Here is an 18,979-nt window from a genome sequence, read left to right as displayed (position 1 = left end):
TCATGTTTGATCAACGTCTTCAACGACTAAAGCGTGCAGCTAGTCCCCGCAGGGCCGCCTCACTGAGTCGAACGGCGCAACTCCAGCGGACCTTCGTTCTTGGCGGGCTCGGACCTGACTTCCGCCTTGACCGGCTCGAGCCGGCTGCTCTCGACGCGCGGCGTTTCCACGCGCGCGGCGACTTCGGTGTTGGTCGGGCCGACCGAACCGGTGTGCTCCGGCCTGTGCAGCGAGCGTGGCCGCGCCGCAGCGCGCGCCATCAGCATCTGGTTGCCGCCCTGGTGATGGAAGTCGCAATAGGCGAAGCCCATGCCCGACACCGAGCCGCGGAAGCTGCGATCGTCGGTCTTTTCCAGGTTGAAACAGGGCTCGAACGGAATGCCCTTGATCGAGGCGCAGACGTTCTGGCCGCGGATCTGGAGCGTATTTCCAGGCAGGCGGAGGTGCTTGACGGGCCCCGCGCCCGAGAACTGCACCGCACCGGCGGCGCCGAGATCGTCGAGGATACGGCCTGCGCCGCGGGTGCCGTCGAAACAGGTGAAGGCAAACACTTTGCCGGCCACGAAGCGACGCGCTTCGTCAGCGTTCATGCTTCCGGCAATGGCCGGCGCAAACGTTGCTGCCGCCGTGACAGCCCCCAACACAATACGCGCAAGCATGCTCAACTCCGAACCCAACCCCGCAGCGGGCGATGCCTTATCTCTTTACCCGCTGCTTACCATACTAACCATGGCGACATTGAAGCAGCTTGGTTGGTAAAGTCTAAACGCCGTTAAGCGATTTTTACCACGATGCGCCCGCGGACCTCGCCGGCGAGGATTTTCGCGCCCCATTGGGGAACGTCGTCCAGCGAAATTTCATGAGTAATTTCAGTTAGTTTTGCTCGATCGAGATCGGACGCCAGACGCTGCCAAGCAGCTTTCCTCGGCTCAATCGGGCACATCACGGAATCGATGCCGAGAAGGCACACCCCGCGCAAAATGAAGGGGGCGACAGAAGACGGCAGGTCCAGGCCGCCGGCGAGGCCACAGGCCGCGATCGCTCCGCCGTACTTGGTCATCGACAGCAGATTCGCCAGCGTGGTCGATCCGACGCTGTCCACGCCGCCCGCCCAGCGCTCTTTGGCGATCGGCTTGGCCGCGCCCGACAATTCGTTGCGATCGATGATTTCGGCGGCGCCGATGTGTTTCAGGTAGTCCGCTTCCGCGGCGCGGCCGGTCGAGGCGATGACGTGGTAGCCGAGCTTCGAGAGCACCGCGGTCGCAACCGATCCGACACCGCCGGCGGCACCGGTCACCACCACCGGGCCGCTCTTGGGCGACAGACCGTGCCTTTCCAGTGCCAGCACCGACAGCATCGCGGTGAAGCCGGCGGTGCCGATCGCCATGGCATCGCGCGCCGAGAGCCCTTGCGGCAGGGCGACCAGCCAGTCGCCCTTGACCCGCGCCTTCTCGGCATAGGCGCCGAGATGGGTCTCTCCCATGCCCCATCCGGTGCAGACCACCTTGTCGCCCGCCTTCCACTGCGGATGCGAGGATGCCTCGACCGTACCGGCAAAGTCGATGCCGGCGATCATCGGGAAGCGGCGCACCACCGGCGCCTTGCCGGTGAGCGCGAGGCCGTCCTTGTAGTTCAGCGTCGACCATTCCACGCGGACCGTGACGTCGCCGTCCATCAGCTCGGCTTCATCGAACTGCGTGAGCGCGGCGGTGGTGCCCTTGTCCGCCTTGTCGATCCGGATCGCCTTGAATGTGGCCACGACTGAACTCCCTGACTTGTTTGCCGGGGATGTTTAGCCGATCAGGCAGGCTGCGCAACCGCCCGTGCAACGGGTTTTTCCACGATCGGAAGATTGATCAGCGCGGAGAGCACGCCGAACAGGATCGAGAGCCACCAGATCGGCGTGTACGAACCGAATTTCTCGAACACGATGCCTCCGAGCCAGACGCCGAGGAAACCGCCGACCTGATGGCTGACGAAGGCGAAGCCGTAGAGCGTCGCAAGCCAGCGCGTGCCGAACATCAGCGCCACCAGCGCCGAAGTCGGCGGCACCGTGGAGAGCCAGGTCAGGCCGGAGACCGCACCGAAGGCAATCGCAGAAAACGGCGTGATCGGGAACGAGATGAAGGCCAGTGTCGCGAGCGCGCGCGTGAAGTAGATGGTCGAGAGGATGTAGCGCTTGGGCACCGAGTTCTGGAGATAGCCGACGCTGAGCGAGCCGATGATGTTGAACAGGCCGATGGCGGCGATCACCCAGCCGCCGGTTTGCGCGGAGATGCCGCGATCGACCAGGAACGCCGGCAGATGCACGGTAATGAAGGCGAGCTGGAAGCCGCAGGTGAAGAAGCCGAGCACCAGCAGCACGTAGGAGCGATGACCGAAGGCTTCCGCGAGCGCCTTGGTGATGGTCTGATCATCCGCGGGAGCTGCATTGGCCGTGGTCGTCACCGGCGGCGTCGAGAGCGCCAGCGCTAGCGGAATGATCAGCAGCATCAGGAAGCCGAACACGGAGAGCGCCTGCTGCCAGCCGAAATTGTCGATCAACGCGACGCCGATCGGCGCGAACAGGAACTGCCCGAACGAGCCCGCCGCCGTGCCTGCACCAAGCGCAAGGCCGCGCTTCTCCGCCGGCAGCAGCTTGGTGAACGCCGACAGCACCAGATTGAACGAGCAGCCGGCAAGACCAAAACCGACCATGACGCCGGCGCCGATGTTGAGCGACAACGGCGTCGAGGAGTAGCGCATCAGAAGAAGGCCGCCGGCATAGAGCAGAGCGCCGACGCACATCACCCGAAACAGTCCGAAGCGATCCGCGACCGCACCAGCGAAGGGCTGGCCCAGGCCCCACAACAGATTCTGCACGGCAATCGCGAGGCCGAACACGTCGCGGCCCCAGGAGAATTCGTGACTCATCGGCTGCACGAAGAAGCCGAGCGCCGAGCGCGGACCGAAGCCGAGCATGCCGATCGCACATCCACAGAGAATGATGACGGCCGGGGTGCGCCAATTGGAGGAACGTGAGCTGGGAAGTTCGCCCGCTGAAATCGACATGATGTTCCTCGTCTGTCATTGGCGGATTCGCAGGAGCGGCCGCGAACTGCCATTTAATGCACTTGCATGAAGATCCCAAGTCAAAAACGATTGCATTCCACGGGGAGCTGCCGCGGGAGCCTTGCGTTTCAATGTGGCCTCGCCAGAGGCGTCCGGCCCGGGCCTGACGAAAATGTGTGCGGGTGCATCTGGCAATTCCCGGCAGAGCATGATATCTGATTTGCTCACATTGAGTATATCATCCCTGACAAGGTCCATGCCCGCCCGCCGGCGGGATTCTTCAGGCTCCACATATACTCAATATGAGTATAATTGACTTGCAACGGAGGCTTCGATGCCGATCGCTGGAATTTACGGTCCCGACGACTTTGCCAACCGGCCGCAGGGCCAGCACCTAGGCCAAGCTACCGCCTCCCCCCGTGCCGCACCGGCACGAACGGGACCCACGCTGCCGACGCCCTCGCTGGCATGGACACCGGAGGTCGCGCGCGCCACCGCGCCGCTCTACGAGCGTGTGAAGCATGTGATCCCGCCGATCGAGTGGCCGCTGATGGCGCCGACGATCCTGGCGATCAACGAGCTGAAGCACGCGCGCGGCGCGGTGATCCTCGCGCACAATTACCAGGCGCCCGAGATCTTCCACTGTGTCGCAGATATCGGCGGCGACTCGCTCCAGCTCGCCGTCGAAGCCACCAAGGTGAAGGCCGGCATCATCGTCCAGTGCGGCGTGCACTTCATGGCGGAGACCTCGAAGCTGCTCAACCCGGACAAGACGGTGCTGATCCCGGACTCGCGCGCCGGCTGCTCGCTCGCCGCCAGCATCACGGGCGCCGACGTCCGCCTGCTCCGCGAAAAATTTCCGGGCGTACCTGTCGTTGCCTATGTCAACACCTCGGCCGAGGTGAAGGCCGAGGTCGACATCTGCTGTACCTCGTCGAATGCGGTGCAGGTGGTCGAGAGCTTGGGCACGCGAAGCGTGATCTTCCTGCCCGATCGCTATCTCGCCACTTACGTGGCCTCGAAGACCGACGTGAAGATCATCGCCTGGAAGGGCGCCTGCGAGGTGCACGAGCGGTTCAAGGGCGAAGAGCTGCGTGCCTTCCGCGAGGCCGATCCCTCGGTGCAGATCATCGCGCATCCGGAATGCCCGCCTGACGTGCTGGCGGAAGCCGACTTCACGGGGTCGACCGCGCACATGATCAACTGGGTGCGTGAGCGGCGGCCGCGGCGCCTGGTGATGATCACGGAATGCTCGATGGCCGACAATGTGCGGGCCGAGCTGCCTGACGTCGAGATGCTGCGACCCTGCAATCTCTGCCCGCACATGAAGCGCATCACGCTCGCCAACATTTTGGAGAGCCTGCTGACGCTCCGTGAGGAGGTGACGATCGATCCCGCGCTTGCGGATCGCGCAAGGCGCTCGGTCGAGCGGATGATCAATCTGAAGAACTGAAGGCAACCCGCAACAGCAAGCACCGCTGTCATCCCGGACAAGCCCGCGCAGATTCGGGCCCCCCCGCGCGAGCGCTCGCGCTCGTCGCGCTAACCACAGGAAGATGTTTGGCGAGTTGGCGCGAGAACCCCTCCCTGGGGTTATGGGTCCCTGCATTCGCAGGGACGACGGCGGAGTGAATGGAGAGAGCACAATGACCAACGACATCCACACCCTCACCCGCACCGACATCGTCATCGTCGGCGGCGGTCTTGCCGGATTGTTTTGCGCGCTGAAACTCGCGCCGCGGCCGGTGACCTTGATCTCGGCCGCGCCGCTCGGACAGGGCGCATCATCGGCGTGGGCGCAGGGCGGCATCGCCGCGGCCGTGGCCGAGGGCGACACGCCGGAGGCGCATGCGGCTGACACGATCGCGGTCGGTGGCGGCCTGGTCGACGCGGCGGTGGCGCTCGGCATCGCGCGCGAAGCGGCACCCCGCATCCATGACCTGCTCACTTATGGCGTCCCCTTCGATCGCGATCTCGAAGGCAGGCTCGCTGTCGGCCGTGAGGCGGCACATTCCGCCCGCCGCATCGTGCATGTCAGGGGCGACGGCGCGGGCGCCGCGATCATCGCGGCCTTGAGCGAGGCCGTGCGCCGCACGCCGTCGATCCGCGTCATCGAAGGTGTCGTCGCCGAAGCGCTCCTGACCGAGGATGGCGCCGTCACAGGACTTCAGTTGCGCGAAGCCGGTAATCTTTCGGCGCGGCCGCTCGTGCTCGCCGCCCGCGCGGTGGTGCTTGCCACCGGCGGCATCGGACATCTCTATGCCGTCACCACCAATCCGCGCGAGGCTGTCGGTTCCGGCCTTGCCATCGCCGCCCGTGCGGGTGCCGTGATCGCCGACCCCGAATTCGTCCAGTTCCACCCGACCGCCATCATGACCGGAGGCGATCCGGCGCCGCTCGCCACCGAAGCCCTGCGCGGCGAAGGCGCGACGCTGATCAACGGCAATGGCGAGCGCTTCATGGCGGCGCGTCATCCGCTCGCCGAGCTCGCGCCACGCGACATCGTGGCACGCGGCGTGTTCGCCGAGATCGCGGCCGGGCGCGGCGCCTTCCTCGATGCGCGGGCGGCGCTGGGCGCGCGTTTCGCCGACAGATTTCCGACCGTGCATGCGAGCTGCCTCGCCGCCGGCATCGATCCAGCGACGCAAGCCATCCCTATCGCGCCCGCTGCGCATTACCATATGGGCGGCATCGCGGTGGACGGGCGCGGCCGCAGCTCCATCGACGGGCTCTGGGCCGGCGGCGAGGTGTCGTCGACCGGCGCTCACGGCGCCAACCGGCTCGCCTCGAATTCGCTGCTCGAGGCCGTGGTCTACGCCGCGCGCATCGCCGAGGACATCGCCGGCCGCGTTCTCCCCTCGCCTGCCGGCGTCCCCGACGCACCGGTTGCTTCGAGTGGCAGCGCGCCGGATGCCGCGATGGTGAAGCGGCTGCGCGCGATGATGAGCGCGCATGTCGGCGTGGTCCGCGACGATCCCGGCCTTGCGGAAGCCGTGCGCCACATCGCCACGCTCGAGCGCGAGGCAACCAGCACCGCGCTGCGCAATATGGCGACATCCGCCCTGCTCGTCGCAGCCTCGGCGTTGAGCCGGCGCGAAAGCCGCGGCGCGCATTTCCGCATCGACCATCCGACGGATGTGCCTGCGCTGGCGCAGCGAACGATGACCGATCTCGCGGCGGCGCGCGAGATCGCCGAAAGCCTGAGCGAGCAGCCGCTGCCGCGCACCGTCCAGCCCATGATTGCCTGAAGGAGGCCTCTGATGAACCCGACCTCACTGCTCTATCCCGACGCCTTCCTCTCGCCGCTCGCCATCGACGCGGCCGTGCAGCGCGCGCTCGACGAGGACCTCGGCCGCGCCGGCGATATCACTTCGCTTGCGACGATTCCGGAAGCGACCAGGGCCCAGGCGATCCTGGTCGCGCGCCAGTCCGGCGTGATCGCAGGCCTGCCGCTCGCGCTCGTGACGCTGCAAAGGCTCTCGCCCGACATCGAGGTGCGCGCGCATGTCCGCGACGCCGCACGCGTTGCCGGTGGACAGCAGGTGCTGACGATCTCGGGCCCCGCGCGCGCCATCCTCACCGCGGAGCGAACCGCGCTGAACTTCGTCGGCCGCCTGTCGGGCGTTGCGACGCTCACGGCGGATTATGTCGCGCGCACCGAAGGCACGACAATGCGCATCTGCTGCACGCGCAAGACCACGCCGGGGTTGCGCGCGCTGGAGAAATACGCGGTGCGCTGCGGCGGCGGCTTCAACCACCGCTTCGGCCTCGACGACGCGATCCTGATCAAGGACAACCACATCGCGGTCGGCGGCGGTGTCCGACCGGTGCTGGAGCGCGCCCGCAGCCACGCCGGCCATCTGGTCAAGATCGAGATCGAGGTCGATACGCTGGCGCAACTGCGCGAGGTGCTCGACAGCGGGCTCGCCGACGCCGTGCTGCTCGACAACATGGATCTTGCGACGCTGCGTGAGGCGGTGCGGCTCAACGAAGGCCGCCTCGAGCTGGAGGCATCCGGCGGCGTCACACTGGATTCGATCGCCGCGATTGCCGCGACCGGCGTCGATTACGCGTCAGCGGGCGCGCTGACCCATTCGGCGCCGAATTTCGATTGCGCGCTGGATATCGAGATGTGAGCGGTCTTTCCGTCAGGGCCGGGCTTGTCCCGGCCATCCACGCCTTAGCCACGCGGGACGAAGAACGTGGATGCCCGGGACAAGCCCGGGCATGACGGTCTCTTTGTGATGACGACTACCTCCGCTCGCTCGCGCCCATCTCGGCGGAGCTCTTAGCTTCCTGCGCGAGCTCGGCGGAGAGCGCGGCGGTCTGGGCCGGCGTGCCCCAGCTCGGTTCCTCGCTGCCGTCGCCCCAGGCGCGGGGGCGGTAGAAGGTGTGCACGCCGGTCTTGTACATCTTCTTCATCTCGGCGACCCAGGACGGGCGCACCCAATAGGCATGATAATGCGTGGACTTGCCGACTTCGGGCAGCCAGATCTGGCCGTCGAGCATGGCCTTCGCGATCTTCTTGGCGCGCTCCCACATCTCGGGCTCGCGGATCACGTCGGCATTGTTGTCGCAGGCAAAAGTGAACTGGCAGGCGAGATGGCGGTGCTTGTTCTGATAGACCGCGCCGCACACCGTATCAGGGTACTTGCCGGAGAACACGCGGTTCATCACGACTTGCGCGACGGCCATCTGGCCGCGGACGGCCTCGCCGCGGGATTCGAAGTAGACCGCTTCCGCGAGGCACTTCTCGGATTTCGCGCGCGACTTGTCGTCGAGCGCGAGCCGTTCCGCCGGTGACCTGGTCCGCTGGTTGTCGGCGTTGACCTCGCCCTTCGGAGCAACGCTCTCGCCGCTCTCGATGTCCTTGGCGATCTCCACCGTGGGCGGCGTCAGCGAGGCCGTCACCTTCATGTCGGGGTCGGGCATCACGATCAGCGGTTCGGCGCCGGGCTTCCAGCTCTCTATGCTCTCGAGATTGCCGCCGAGCGAGGAGCTGCCGAAGAACAGGTTCGAGGTCTTGACGCTGAAGGGATCGCGCACAGGCGTCGTCGGCGCAGTCGCCCGCTTCAGCGCTTCGAGGGGCTGGACCGCGAACGCACGCGCGGCGTCGCTGGCTTGTGGCGGATTGGCATATTGCGGCAACGGCGGCGCGCGCAGCGCTTCCTGGAGCTCGGGATCGAGCGCGGCCGCGGATTCCGGCGACATCGCCTGCGGCAACGCGGCCGTCTTGGCCCCGAACACCGAGCTGTTCGACGTCGCGGGATCTTCCTGCGACGGTGCCGCCGCGGGCGCATTCGTCTCCGGAGCCTGGCCCGGTGTAATTGTTGCGAGGCGATCACCCTTCATCGAGCGATCGACCTTGGGAAAGTCGGAAGCCTGGTAGCGCGGCGCGGTCTGCAGCGCCGGATTGCGGCTGATCGCGCCGGTGACGTCGCGGCCATCGAGGCTCGCGAGACGCACCATCGCGCTCTGCGGCACGGAGGTGCCGATGGGCCGCGAAAAACTGTAGGTGGCGAGCTGGATCGAGGACGCCGCAGAGAACACCTGCTTCTGCCAACGCTCGGCAACGCCAGGTTGGCGCGCCAGCAAGGAGGCAATATCCTGATAGCCGGTCTCTCTCGGCATCAATGCGAAGATGCAGAGACCGATTCCGAAGGACGCGAACCGCGCGCCCTTCGGATGGTTACGCAACACTGACATCGTTACGCTCACGCTACGCTTACGCCAGAAAAATCGAGCCGCAGTACATCCGTGCAATTCGATCTTTATCGTAAGTATCCAATTTAGGTTGCCGGGGCGTTAATCGGCGTTGCGCGTGCAGCACACTCAAGCGAACACAGGTGTTTTCACGGGGCGCTCGCGCGCGCTGGTAAATGCGTCGTCACGTGAAGCGGTAAACGACCCGTCAACGCGAATGGTGAAGGAACTCTTGACGGCGCGTATCACTACGGGATGCCCGACGAGTTCCCAGTGTTGCGCGCAGTGCATCCGCGATGCTCGTCATTGCGAGCGCCGCGAAGCAATCCAGAAACTCTCCGCGGAGACAGTCTGGATTGCTTCGTCGCAAGGGCTCCTCGCAATGACCGGGAGAGAGCATCGGCCAAAATGGAAAGAGGCGGAGCTTTCGCCCCGCCTCTTCATTCCAGCATTTTGGTTCTGCTTACGCCTGGCTCGCGATCGCCTTGCCGAGCGCGGCTTGCGCGGCGGCAAGGCGGGCGATCGGCACGCGGTAGGGCGAGCAGGAGACGTAGTCGAGGCCGATATTGTGGCAGAAGGCGACCGAGGCCGGATCGCCGCCGTGCTCGCCGCAGATGCCGACCTTGAGCTTCGGCCGCGTCTTGCGGCCGCGCGCGACACCGATCTTGACCAGTTCGCCGACGCCTTCCTGGTCCAGCGCGACGAAGGGATCGATCGGGAGGATGCCCTTGGACACGTAGGTCCCTAGGAAGCTCGCCGCATCGTCGCGGCTGATGCCGTAGGTCGTCTGCGTGAGGTCGTTGGTGCCGAACGAGAAGAACTCGGCCGACTCCGCGATCTCGGCCGCGAGCAGACAGGCGCGCGGCAGCTCGATCATGGTGCCGACCTGATAGGCGAGCTTGGTGTTGGTGTCGCGCATCACCGCCTGTGCGGTGGCGTCGATCCGCGCCTTGACGAGATCGAGCTCGGCCTTGGTCGCGATCAGCGGCACCATCACCTCGAGGCCGACGGCCTTGCCGGTGCGCTTCTCGGCTTCGACCGCCGCCTCGAAGATCGCACGCGCCTGCATCTCGGCGATCTCCGGATAGGCGATCGCGATGCGGCAGCCGCGGAAGCCGAGCATCGGATTGAACTCCGAGAGCTCTCGCGCGCGATCGGCGAGGCGCCGCGGGTCGGTGTTCATGGCGCGCGCCACTTCCTCGACCTCGGCGTGGGTGTGCGGCAGGAATTCATGGAGGGGAGGATCCAAAAGCCGGATCGTGACCGGTAGGCCCTTCATGATCTCGAACAGCTCGACGAAGTCGGCGCGCTGCATCGGCAGCAGCTTGGCGAGCGCGGCGCGGCGGGACTGCTCGTCCTCGGAGAGGATCATCTCGCGCACCGTGCGGATGCGCGTCTCTTCGAAGAACATGTGCTCGGTGCGGCAGAGGCCGATGCCTTCGGCGCCGAACTTGATCGCGGTGCGCGCGTCGTCAGGCGTATCGCCATTGACGCGAACGCCGATCTTGCGGACCTGGTCGGCCCAATTCATCAGCGTGCCGAACTCGCCGGACAGCTCCGGCTCGATCATCGGCATGCGGCCGGCGAGCACCTGGCCGAGCGAGCCGTCGATGGTGATGACGTCGCCGGTCTTGAAGGTGCGCGAGCCGATGCTCATGGTGCCGCGGCCGTAATCGACGCGGATGGTGCCGCAGCCGGAGACGCAGGGCTTACCCATGCCGCGGGCAACGACAGCTGCGTGCGAGGTCATACCGCCGCGGGTGGTCAAAATGCCTTCGGCGGCGTGCATGCCGTGGATGTCTTCCGGGCTGGTCTCGATGCGGACCAGGATCACCTTACGCCCGTCGCCCTGAAGCTTGGCCGCCTCGTCCGAGGAGAACACGATCTCGCCGGAGGCAGCACCCGGGGATGCCGGCAGGCCGGTCGCGATCACGTCGCGCTTGGCATTGGGATCGATGGTCGGGTGCAGGAGCTGGTCGAGCGAAGCCGGATCGATGCGGGTGACCGCTTCCTTCTTGCTGATCAGGCCTTCATTGGCGAGCTCGACCGCGATGCGCAGTGCGGCTTTCGCGGTACGCTTGCCGCCGCGGGTCTGCAGCATCCACAGCTTGCCCTGCTCGACCGTGAACTCCATGTCCTGCATGTCGCGGTAGTGCTTCTCGAGCAGCGTGTAGATCCGCGTCAGCTCCTTGAAGGCCTCCGGCATCGCCGCTTCCATCGACGCCTTGTCGGAGCCCGATTCCTTGCGCGCTTCCTCGGTGATGTCCTGCGGCGTGCGGATGCCCGCCACCACGTCCTCGCCCTGCGCGTTGATCAGGAATTCGCCGTAAAGCTTGCTCTCGCCGGTCGAGGGGTTGCGGGTGAACGCAACGCCGGTCGCCGAGGTCTCGCCCATGTTGCCGAACACCATGGCCTGCACGTTGACCGCGGTGCCCCAGGATTCCGGAATGTCGTGCAGCTTGCGATAGGTCACCGCGCGCGCGTTCATCCAGGATGAGAACACGGCGCCGATCGCGCCCCAGAGCTGGTCGTGCGGATCCTGCGGAAAATCCTTGCCGGTCTCGCGGGCGACCGCGTCCTTGTATTTGCCGACCAGGTCGACCCAATCGTCGGCCGACAGATCGGTGTCGAGCGTGTAACCCTGGCTATCCTTGAAGGTGTCGAGGATTTCCTCGAAATGATGATGCTCGAAACCGAGCACCACGTCCGAGTACATGGTGATGAAGCGGCGATAGCTGTCATAGGCGAAGCGACGATCGCCCGACAATTCCGACAACGCTTCCACGGTCTGGTCGTTGAGGCCGAGGTTGAGCACGGTATCCATCATGCCCGGCATGGAGGCACGCGCGCCGGAGCGCACCGAGACGAGCAGCGGATTCTTGGTGTCGCCAAAGATCTTGCCGGTCAATTTGCCGACATGGTCGAGCGCCTTCTCGACCTGCGCCTGCAGTTCCTTGGGGTAGGTTTTGCCGTGGGCATAGAAGTAGGTGCAGACCGAGGTTGGGATGGTGAAGCCGGGAGGCACCGGCAGGCCGAGATTGGCCATTTCGGCAAGATTGGCGCCCTTGCCGCCGAGCAGGTCGCGCATCTCCGTCCGGCCTTCGGCCTTGCCGTCACCGAACGTGTAAACCCATTTGCCGGCCTTGCCCGCGGCTGGCGTCGTCTTCGCGGGCGCAGCCTTCTTCGGCGCGGGCTTCGCGGCGACTTTGGGCGCGGCCGCCTTGGTTACGGCCTTTGCCGCCGGCTTGCCCGCGGGCTTGGCGGCAGCCTTTGCAGCGGGCTTGGCGACCGGCTTCGGCGCGCTCTTGGCCAGCGCCTTGCGGGCCGGCGGCGCGGCCTTCGCGGCGGCGGAGGACTTTGATTTCGCTGGCATTTTTTTAGGCTTCGAGGCGGCTTTGGCCATAGCTTGCACACAACCTGCGAGAGGAATGGGAAATCGCGGGCCTTACACCATTTTGGGCGGGCCCGCGCAAGTCGGACAGTTCCGAAAAGTGAACGCCTAGAAGCGGAGCCACTTCAGGAGCCCGAGCCCGATCGCGCCGTTCACGATGAGGAAGATCGCGACGATCAGGTTGAGGAGCCGCGGCATGATCAGGATGAGCACGCCCGCAATCAACGACAGGATCGGCGAAATGTGGGCGACGGTGATGTGCATGAATTATCTTTCTGTGGAGGGGGCGAATCGCGGGCGGATCATAGCCCTCCCGGTTCCGGGAGTAGAGACGCGCAACAGGCGAGTCGAGTTCCGCCTCCCACGAAAACTGCCCGAAATTGCCGCTGTTGCGGCGGGGCTTTTCCCGGAACATTGCCAACACGCATGCATTGGCAACCGGTCGCGCCGCTGGCGCGTCCGAACCATCACGTCGAAGGAGTTGTCCATGCGGAACAGGATTCTTGCCCTTGCAGCGCTCGCGGCCGCGATCGGCTCGCCCCTGGCGGCGCAGGCGCAAAGCGGTGTCACCGTCGGACGCGCACCCGCCGTGGTCGACAGCGCTCCGACCATTGCGGCCGAACAGCGGCCCGCTTTCCGCGAATATGTCGTCGAACAACGCGTGCCGGCCTTCCGGATTCCGGATCGCATCGTGGTCGGCGCTACCTTACCCGAAAGCGGCGTCACTTATTATGACGTGCCGCAACGCTTCGGCGCCACCACCTACCGCTACACCGTCGTGAACGGCGAGACCGTGCTCGTCGAGCCGCGCTCGCGCCGCATCGTCGAGGTGCTGGACTAAGGACGTATCGAACTGAGATCGACTAGATGTCCGGCGCGTCACTTCAATCAGGCTGGCGCGAGCAGTGTAATCGGACATCAGGCCCCGCCCGGTCTTCCCCCCGCCGGGCGGGGCACTTTTTTGGAGGCCACTCACGTGTCCCGGACTAGGCGCAACGCGCGAGCGTTGCGACGCAGAGCCGGAACCCAGACGCTGCGAGCACGCGGGCCGCATGGGCCCCGGCTCTGCAGCGCATCACGCCGCGAAGAGGCGGCGCGTTGCACTGCGTCCGGGCACGGGAGCCGCAATACCCGCACCTCAATCCTGGATCTTCGAGAAATCCGCGACCGCGCGCGTGGCGCTGCGGATCTCGTTCAAGAGCTTCAGGCGGTTCTCGCGCACCTTGGCATCGTCGTCGTTGACGCGAACCTTGTCGAAGAACGCATCGACCGGCGGCCGCAGCTTCGCCATCGCGCGCATCGCGGCGGCGAAATCCTCCTCGGCGACGGCGGCACCGGCTTCAGCCTTCACTTCGTCGATCGCTTTCGCCAGCGCCTTCTCCTCGTCGAGGCTGTAGAGCGCGGCATCCGGCGCGCCGTCGAACGTGCGCTTGTCCTTCTTCTCCTCGATGGAGAGGATGTTGCTGGCGCGCTTGGTGCCGGCGAGCAGGTTCTTGCCGTCATCGCTCTCCAGGAATTTGCCGAGCGCCTCGACGCGGCGGACGATCATCAAGAGATCGTCCTGACCGCCGAGCGCGAACACGGCATCGACGAGATCGTGCCGCGCGCCCTGCTCGCGCAGCTGGACCTTCAGACGGTCGGCGAAGAAGGCGAGGAGGTCGCTTGGAAGCTTCGAAGCATCGGCTGGCTTGACCGACAAGCCGACGAGCGCGGACGCTGCCACCTTCATGAGCGACAGACGAAGTGCGTTCTCGGCGATCAGCCTGATCACGCCGAGTGCTGCGCGGCGCAACGCATATGGGTCCTTGCTGCCGGTCGGCTTTTCGTCGATGGCCCAGAATCCAACGAGCGTGTCGAGCTTGTCGGCGAGCGCCACGGCGACGCTGACCGGATGGGTCGGCACGCGGTCGGTGGGGCCTTGCGGCTTGTAATGCTCCTCACACGCAGCCGCGACGGACGCATCCTCGCCCTGCGCCAGCGCGTAATACTTGCCCATCAGGCCCTGCACCTCGGGGAATTCACCGACGACTTCGGTCAGCAAATCCGCCTTCGCCAGATGCGCGGCACGCGTCGCCTTGGCGACATCGGCGCCGACCAGCGGCGCGATCTCCGCGGTGAGGCGCTCGATACGCTTGATGCGCGCAGCCTGGGTGCCGAGCTTCTCGTGGAACACGATCTGCTCGAACTTCGGCAGCCGCTCCTCGAGCTTCGTCTTCAGGTCGGTCTCGTAGAAGAACTTCGCGTCGCTTAGCCGCGCGCGAATGACGCGCTCGTTGCCGGCGATGATGGTCGCACCACCATCGGTCGCCTCGATGTTGGCGACCAGGATGAACTTGCTCGCGAGCTTGCCCGTTTTGGGATCGCGCACCACGAAGCATTTCTGGTTGTTGCGGATGGTGGCGCGGATCACTTCAGCAGGCGTCGCCAGGAATTCCGGCTCGAACGAGCCCATCAGCACGACCGGCCATTCGACGAGGCCGGCGACCTCGTGGAGCAGGTTCTGGTCCTCGACCAGCTCGAATCCTTGCGCAAACGCAAGCTGCTTGGCGTCGGTGAGAATCGCGTCCTTGCGGCGTTCGGGGTCGAGCACGACCTTGGCGTTGAGAAGTTTCGCCTCATAGTCCTCGAAGCGGCGCACCTGAATGGGCGCCGGCGCAAGGAAGCGGTGGCCATATGTCGTCTGGCCGCTCTGGATGCCATCCACCTCGAACTTCACGACATCCGGCTCTTCGGTCTCGAGCCCGAAGGTCGCGGTGATCGCGTGCAGCGGGCGCACCCAATTGAGCGAACCCGGCTTGCCCGAGCGCGCGCCCCAGCGCATCGATTTCGGCCAGGGGAAGGTGCGGATGATGACGGGCAGGATTTCGGCGAGCACGTCGATCGCATCGCGGCCGGGCTTCTCGATCAAGCCGATGTAGAAATCACCCTTGGGATCGCGCTGGATTTTTGCTTCGTCCAGCGACTTCAGACCCGTCGCTTTCAGGAAGCCCTGCACGGCCGCATCGGGCGCGCCGATTTTCGGGCCACGGCGTTCGGTCTTGAGGTCCGGCTGACGCGCGGGAATGCCGTGCACGGTGAGCGCGAGGCGGCGCGGCGTCGCGAACGCCTTCGCGCCCTCGTAGACGAGCCCTTCGGCGACCAGCTTGTCGGTGACCATGCGGCGCAGATCGTCGGCCGCCTTGGCCTGCATGCGCGCGGGAATCTCTTCCGAGAACAGTTCAAGCAAAAGATCGGGCATCAGGCCGCTCCGCCCGCTTCAGTATGGATCCAGGCCTCGCCACAGGCTTTTGCCAATTCGCGCACGCGCAAGATGTAGCTCTGACGTTCGGTCACCGAGATCACGCCGCGCGCATCCAGGAGGTTGAAGACGTGGCTGGCCTTGATGCACTGGTCATAGGCCGGCAACGCCATCAAATGCGCCTCGCGCTTGTCGTCCTTCCAGCCGGCGTCGAGGTACTTCCTGCAGGCGGCTTCCGCCATCTTGAACTGCTCGAACAGCATCGCCGTGTCGGCGACTTCGAAATTGTGCTTCGAATATTCCCGCTCGGCCTGCAGGAAGACGTCGCCATAGGTGACCTTGGCGTCGCCATCGCGACCGTTGAAATTGAGGTCGTAGACGCGGTCGACGCCCTGCACATACATCGCGAGGCGCTCGAGCCCGTAGGTGAGCTCGCCCGCGACCGGCGCGCATTCGAAGCCCGCAACCTGCTGGAAATAGGTGAACTGGCTCACCTCCATACCGTCGCACCAGCACTCCCAACCGAGGCCCCAGGCGCCCAGCGTCGGGCTCTCCCAGTCGTCCTCGACGAAGCGGATGTCGTGCACGGCGCTATCGATGCCGATCGCGGCGAGCGACTTCAGGTACAGCTCCTGAAGGTTCGGCGGCGACGGCTTCATGATCACCTGGAACTGGTAGTAGTGCTGCATCCGGTTCGGGTTCTCGCCATAGCGACCGTCCTTGGGCCGGCGCGAGGGCTGAACATAGGCGGCATTCCAGGGCTTCGGCCCGAGCGCGCGCAGCGTGGTCGCCGGATGGAAGGTGCCCGCGCCCATCTCCATGTCGTAGGGCTGCAGGATCACGCAGCCCTGCTCGGCCCAGAACCGCTGGAGCGCGAGGATAAAACCCTGGAACGAGCGTTCCGGGCGCATATGGGCGGGCAATGAGGCGTCCATCGTCAGATCAGGCTCTCGCGGGGGTTTTGAATCGCGCGGGACCGTATCGACGGCGGGGGTGGGAATCAAGGCAAAGGGGGCAAAGAGCGGTCATTCCGGAGCGCCCGAAGGGCGAACCCGGAATCTCGAGATTCCGGGTCGATGCTTCACATCGCCCCCGGGTGACGGCGCGAATGGGAAAGGCGCGGCTACCCCGGCCTGAACGCCCCGGTCACGGGGTCACGTTTCAGCGTCTGGATATCCCCCATACGAGCGGCCTCGGCGACGCGCGACAGGCGCATCTCCTCCAGCTCCTGGTTGATCTTGACGGCGGTCTTGTAGGCCCAGCGAACCACGGCAAGCCCGCCCAGCACGCCCGCGAAAGCAACGAACGGCGGCATCGGTCGATCCTTGTTGAGTGCTCAGCCCCCACGCACATTCTTGCGCAGACCGGGCCGCGCCGCAATTGGCTCGCCCTCAAGTTCCCCTGGACCAAATGGCGCGGAAGGACTCCGGCTAGAACCCGAATTTCGCCCAAATCGCCCGCGTCTCGACCGCCGAGATCAGCTCGTCCGGCAGCCCGGCCATTGATTCCAGGGCCGAAAGCTGCCCCGCGCCGGGCGATTTCCGGCCCAAAAGACCTGACAGCAGCCCGGTTGGCTGCGCGATCACGGGGGTGAGAACCTTGTCGCCATAGCGGGCACGAAGAGTTGAGCGGAGATCGCCGATGCTGTCGGCAAGTCCCAGCGCCACCGAGCTCTCGCCGGCCCAGTATTCGCCGGTGAACAGGGTATCGTCCACGCCCTTGAGGCGCGCACCGCGGCTCTCCTTCACCAGCGAAATGAAGATCTGGTGGATCTCACGCTGGATCGCCTTCAGCTTGGCGACGTCATCGGGATTTTCGGGCAGGAACGGGTCGAGCATCGCCTTGTGTTCGCCGGCCGTGTAGAGACGCCGCTCGATGCCGAGCCGCCTGATCGCCTCCTGGAAACCGAAGCTGCCGCCGACCACGCCGATCGATCCGAGGATCGAGGAAGGATCGCAGATGATCTCGTCGCCGGCGCAGGCGATCATGTAGCCGCCGGAGGCGGCAACGTCCTCGACGAACACCAGCACCGGCAGCTTCTTTTCCGCCGCGAGCTGCTTGATGCGCAGATAGATCTGACGCGACTGCACCGGCGAGCCGCCGGGCGAATTGATCACCAGCGCCACCGCCTTGGCGTTGCGCATCGAGAACGCACGCTCGAGCACCTTGGCGACGCCCGCGAGCGTCATGCCGGGACGCAGCGGCGTCACCGCGCCGATCACGCCCGACAGCCGCACCACCGGCACCACCGCAGTGCCGGGGCGGAAGCGCGCCGGCAGATATTGCATGAGCTTGTCGGCCAGGCCGGAACTCTCACGATCGTTCAATTGTTCGGCCATGCCGTTACCTCTGATTAACCATTTCTTATCACGCGACTGTCATTGGAAGTGCCTGGAACGTGTTTTGCAGATTTCTCGTTGGGAGGCTGCAATGAGGCAGCGGAGAACACCATGAAAATCTATCTGCTGATGCTGCTGATCGGTGCGCTGTTCATGGCGATCCGCCTGACGACTCCGCAAGAGCAGCAGTCGGAATCGCTTCCGCAGTAAGCCGTCAAGGTTCCATCAGCGGCAAGGCCGCTCTCCCCTCCAAAATCTCCATCATCTCGTTTTTTGAAACGCGTGCCTCATCATTGAGCATGAGGCCCGGCAGCAATCGCGTCGGGGCCCGGCCACCTTTGACCGCGCGCACCAGCACACGGATCGCGGGCCGCCCCGCCTCGCCGTGAACCGGCAGGATCGCAAGGCTGCCGAATCCGCGCGACAGGGCCTCCAGGACATCGGCGATGCCATCTGCACGCCAGATCAATGTCAGCACGCCATTCGATCGGAGGATGCGCCGCGCTGCATGTACCCACGCATGCAGCGTCTCCTCCGTTGCCACATGCGCGGTGTGACGCAGCCGATCGGGCGAGCCGCGATGCCGGGCCGGATCGTTGAATGGCGGATTCATCAGCACCACGTCGACGCTGTCGGGCGACAGCCCATGTGACGCAAAGCCTTGCGCGTCGGCCGTGACGTCGAGCACGATCGTCTCGGCGGCAATCGCGTTTGCCGCCGCGTTGTCGCGAGCGAGCTCGGCCAGCTCCGGATCGATCTCGACCAGGCTGAGCCTGATCCCGGGAATACGCCGGGCCAGCGCCAGCCCGGCCGTGCCGACGCCGGCCCCGAAATCGACCACGCGATCTCCGATGCGCGCCTCGGTCGCCGCCGCGAGCAGGATGGCATCGTGCCCGGCGCGATGGCCGGACCGCTTCTGCTTGAGGCGCAACTGCCCGCCGAGAAAGGCGTCTTCGGTAATATCTGTCGCCTCACTCATCGCCGCGCAGTTCGTGGCTGAGGCCGGCCTCGGTCAGCAGCTCCCTCGCCTCCTGGGCGTCGTCCTCGTGGACGAGGATCCGCCGCGGCAGGATACCGAGCGAGCCCTCGATGATGCTCATGTTCTGGTCCAGCACCAGATGATGGATATTGGCGCCATCGAGCAGCGCGCCGATCGCCGACACCAGCACCATATCGTTGGTCCGAACCAGTTCACGCAAATCGCAGGTCCTGCCTGAAAAGGGGGTAACGGCAAATGTCAATGGTTCCGCAGCACTT

At 65.4% G+C, this 18,979-nt stretch carries 16 protein-coding genes; 4 read left to right on the top strand and 12 right to left on the bottom strand.

What is annotated here, in order from left to right:
- Positions 1-59: 59 nt before the first annotated feature.
- The 3 genes from ML401_RS09005 to ML401_RS08995 all read right to left on the bottom strand — a co-directional run bounded on the left by ML401_RS09005 (position 60) and on the right by ML401_RS08995 (position 3,051).
- A complete protein-coding gene (locus ML401_RS09005) occupies positions 60-659 on the bottom strand; it encodes a hypothetical protein (RefSeq protein ID WP_285811517.1) in 600 nt (199 codons plus the stop codon).
- 113 nt (positions 660-772) lie between these two features.
- Entirely contained in the window at positions 773-1,759 is a 987-nt protein-coding gene (locus ML401_RS09000) for an MDR family oxidoreductase (RefSeq protein WP_212065562.1), read from the bottom strand.
- Positions 1,760-1,800: 41 nt separating this feature from the next.
- Entirely contained in the window at positions 1,801-3,051 is a 1,251-nt protein-coding gene (locus ML401_RS08995) for an MFS transporter (RefSeq protein WP_211419416.1), read from the bottom strand.
- A gap of 334 nt (positions 3,052-3,385) precedes the next feature.
- On the opposite strand from ML401_RS08995, the gene nadA reads away from it, so the two are divergent.
- The 3 genes from nadA (at position 3,386) to nadC (ending at position 7,187) form a co-directional block, all read left to right on the top strand.
- Positions 3,386-4,504, top strand: coding sequence for a quinolinate synthase NadA (gene nadA / locus ML401_RS08990; RefSeq protein ID WP_212065563.1), 1,119 nt, complete (start codon positions 3,386-3,388; stop codon positions 4,502-4,504).
- Positions 4,505-4,697: 193 nt separating this feature from the next.
- Positions 4,698-6,299: an L-aspartate oxidase gene (locus ML401_RS08985; RefSeq protein ID WP_285811512.1), complete on the top strand. Its 1,602-nt coding sequence runs from the start codon at positions 4,698-4,700 to the stop codon at positions 6,297-6,299.
- A gap of 9 nt (positions 6,300-6,308) precedes the next feature.
- On the top strand, positions 6,309-7,187 hold the full coding sequence (nadC, locus tag ML401_RS08980) for a carboxylating nicotinate-nucleotide diphosphorylase (RefSeq protein ID WP_285812647.1): 879 nt from the start codon (positions 6,309-6,311) through the stop codon (positions 7,185-7,187).
- A 115-nt stretch (positions 7,188-7,302) separates the two neighbouring features.
- On the opposite strand, the gene ML401_RS08975 is transcribed toward nadC, so the two are convergent.
- From ML401_RS08975 to ML401_RS08965, 3 genes are all read right to left on the bottom strand, one after another.
- On the bottom strand, positions 7,303-8,757 hold the full coding sequence (locus ML401_RS08975; protein ID WP_211419419.1) for a cell wall hydrolase: 1,455 nt from the start codon (positions 8,755-8,757) through the stop codon (positions 7,303-7,305).
- A gap of 460 nt (positions 8,758-9,217) precedes the next feature.
- Positions 9,218-12,157, bottom strand: coding sequence for a pyruvate, phosphate dikinase (ppdK, locus tag ML401_RS08970; protein WP_285811510.1), 2,940 nt, complete (start codon positions 12,155-12,157; stop codon positions 9,218-9,220).
- Positions 12,158-12,253: 96 nt separating this feature from the next.
- Positions 12,254-12,409 (bottom strand): DUF3096 domain-containing protein, encoded by a 156-nt coding sequence (locus tag ML401_RS08965; RefSeq protein WP_008562090.1) that lies wholly within the window; start codon positions 12,407-12,409, stop codon positions 12,254-12,256.
- A 223-nt stretch (positions 12,410-12,632) separates the two neighbouring features.
- On the opposite strand from ML401_RS08965, the gene ML401_RS08960 reads away from it, so the two are divergent.
- Positions 12,633-12,986, top strand: a complete 354-nt coding sequence (locus tag ML401_RS08960; RefSeq protein WP_194406644.1) for a DUF1236 domain-containing protein — start codon at positions 12,633-12,635, stop codon at positions 12,984-12,986.
- A gap of 297 nt (positions 12,987-13,283) precedes the next feature.
- On the opposite strand, the gene glyS is transcribed toward ML401_RS08960, so the two are convergent.
- The 6 genes from glyS to ML401_RS08930 all read right to left on the bottom strand — a co-directional run bounded on the left by glyS (position 13,284) and on the right by ML401_RS08930 (position 18,921).
- Positions 13,284-15,383, bottom strand: a complete 2,100-nt coding sequence (gene glyS, locus ML401_RS08955; RefSeq protein WP_285811491.1) for a glycine--tRNA ligase subunit beta — start codon at positions 15,381-15,383, stop codon at positions 13,284-13,286.
- Entirely contained in the window at positions 15,383-16,318 is a 936-nt protein-coding gene (locus ML401_RS08950; protein WP_038948278.1) for a glycine--tRNA ligase subunit alpha, read from the bottom strand. The genes glyS and ML401_RS08950 overlap by 1 nt, the downstream gene beginning before the upstream one ends.
- 188 nt (positions 16,319-16,506) lie before the next feature.
- A complete protein-coding gene (locus ML401_RS08945) occupies positions 16,507-16,698 on the bottom strand; it encodes a hypothetical protein (protein WP_211419421.1) in 192 nt (63 codons plus the stop codon).
- Between the two features lie 115 nt (positions 16,699-16,813).
- Positions 16,814-17,722: a S49 family peptidase gene (locus ML401_RS08940; RefSeq protein ID WP_285811486.1), complete on the bottom strand. Its 909-nt coding sequence runs from the start codon at positions 17,720-17,722 to the stop codon at positions 16,814-16,816.
- Between the two features lie 214 nt (positions 17,723-17,936).
- Positions 17,937-18,701 carry a tRNA1(Val) (adenine(37)-N6)-methyltransferase gene (locus ML401_RS08935; protein ID WP_285811484.1) on the bottom strand — a complete coding sequence of 255 codons (765 nt, stop codon included), beginning with the start codon at positions 18,699-18,701 and terminating at the stop codon, positions 17,937-17,939.
- Positions 18,694-18,921: a DUF2007 domain-containing protein gene (locus ML401_RS08930; protein ID WP_018323354.1), complete on the bottom strand. Its 228-nt coding sequence runs from the start codon at positions 18,919-18,921 to the stop codon at positions 18,694-18,696. The genes ML401_RS08935 and ML401_RS08930 overlap by 8 nt, the downstream gene beginning before the upstream one ends.
- Positions 18,922-18,979 lie beyond the last annotated feature (58 nt).

The organism is Bradyrhizobium sp. 62B (assembly GCF_030272265.2).
GTDB lineage: Bacteria > Pseudomonadota > Alphaproteobacteria > Rhizobiales > Xanthobacteraceae > Bradyrhizobium.
This window is presented reverse-complemented; position numbering and strand designations above follow the sequence as displayed.

Coding starts and splice junctions, on each gene's coding strand:
- ML401_RS09005 (WP_285811517.1), bottom strand. CDS start 659: ATGCTTGCGCGTATTGTGTTGGGGGCTGTCACGGCGGCAGCAACGTTT.
- ML401_RS08995 (WP_211419416.1), bottom strand. CDS start 3,051: ATGTCGATTTCAGCGGGCGAACTTCCCAGCTCACGTTCCTCCAATTGG.
- nadA (WP_212065563.1), top strand. CDS start 3,386: ATGCCGATCGCTGGAATTTACGGTCCCGACGACTTTGCCAACCGGCCG.
- ML401_RS08985 (WP_285811512.1), top strand. CDS start 4,698: ATGACCAACGACATCCACACCCTCACCCGCACCGACATCGTCATCGTC.
- ML401_RS08975 (WP_211419419.1), bottom strand. CDS start 8,757: ATGTCAGTGTTGCGTAACCATCCGAAGGGCGCGCGGTTCGCGTCCTTC.
- ppdK (WP_285811510.1), bottom strand. CDS start 12,157: ATGGCCAAAGCCGCCTCGAAGCCTAAAAAAATGCCAGCGAAATCAAAG.
- ML401_RS08965 (WP_008562090.1), bottom strand. CDS start 12,409: ATGCACATCACCGTCGCCCACATTTCGCCGATCCTGTCGTTGATTGCG.
- ML401_RS08960 (WP_194406644.1), top strand. CDS start 12,633: ATGCGGAACAGGATTCTTGCCCTTGCAGCGCTCGCGGCCGCGATCGGC.
- glyS (WP_285811491.1), bottom strand. CDS start 15,383: ATGCCCGATCTTTTGCTTGAACTGTTCTCGGAAGAGATTCCCGCGCGC.
- ML401_RS08950 (WP_038948278.1), bottom strand. CDS start 16,318: ATGGACGCCTCATTGCCCGCCCATATGCGCCCGGAACGCTCGTTCCAG.
- ML401_RS08945 (WP_211419421.1), bottom strand. CDS start 16,698: ATGCCGCCGTTCGTTGCTTTCGCGGGCGTGCTGGGCGGGCTTGCCGTG.
- ML401_RS08940 (WP_285811486.1), bottom strand. CDS start 17,722: ATGGCCGAACAATTGAACGATCGTGAGAGTTCCGGCCTGGCCGACAAG.
- ML401_RS08935 (WP_285811484.1), bottom strand. CDS start 18,701: ATGAGTGAGGCGACAGATATTACCGAAGACGCCTTTCTCGGCGGGCAG.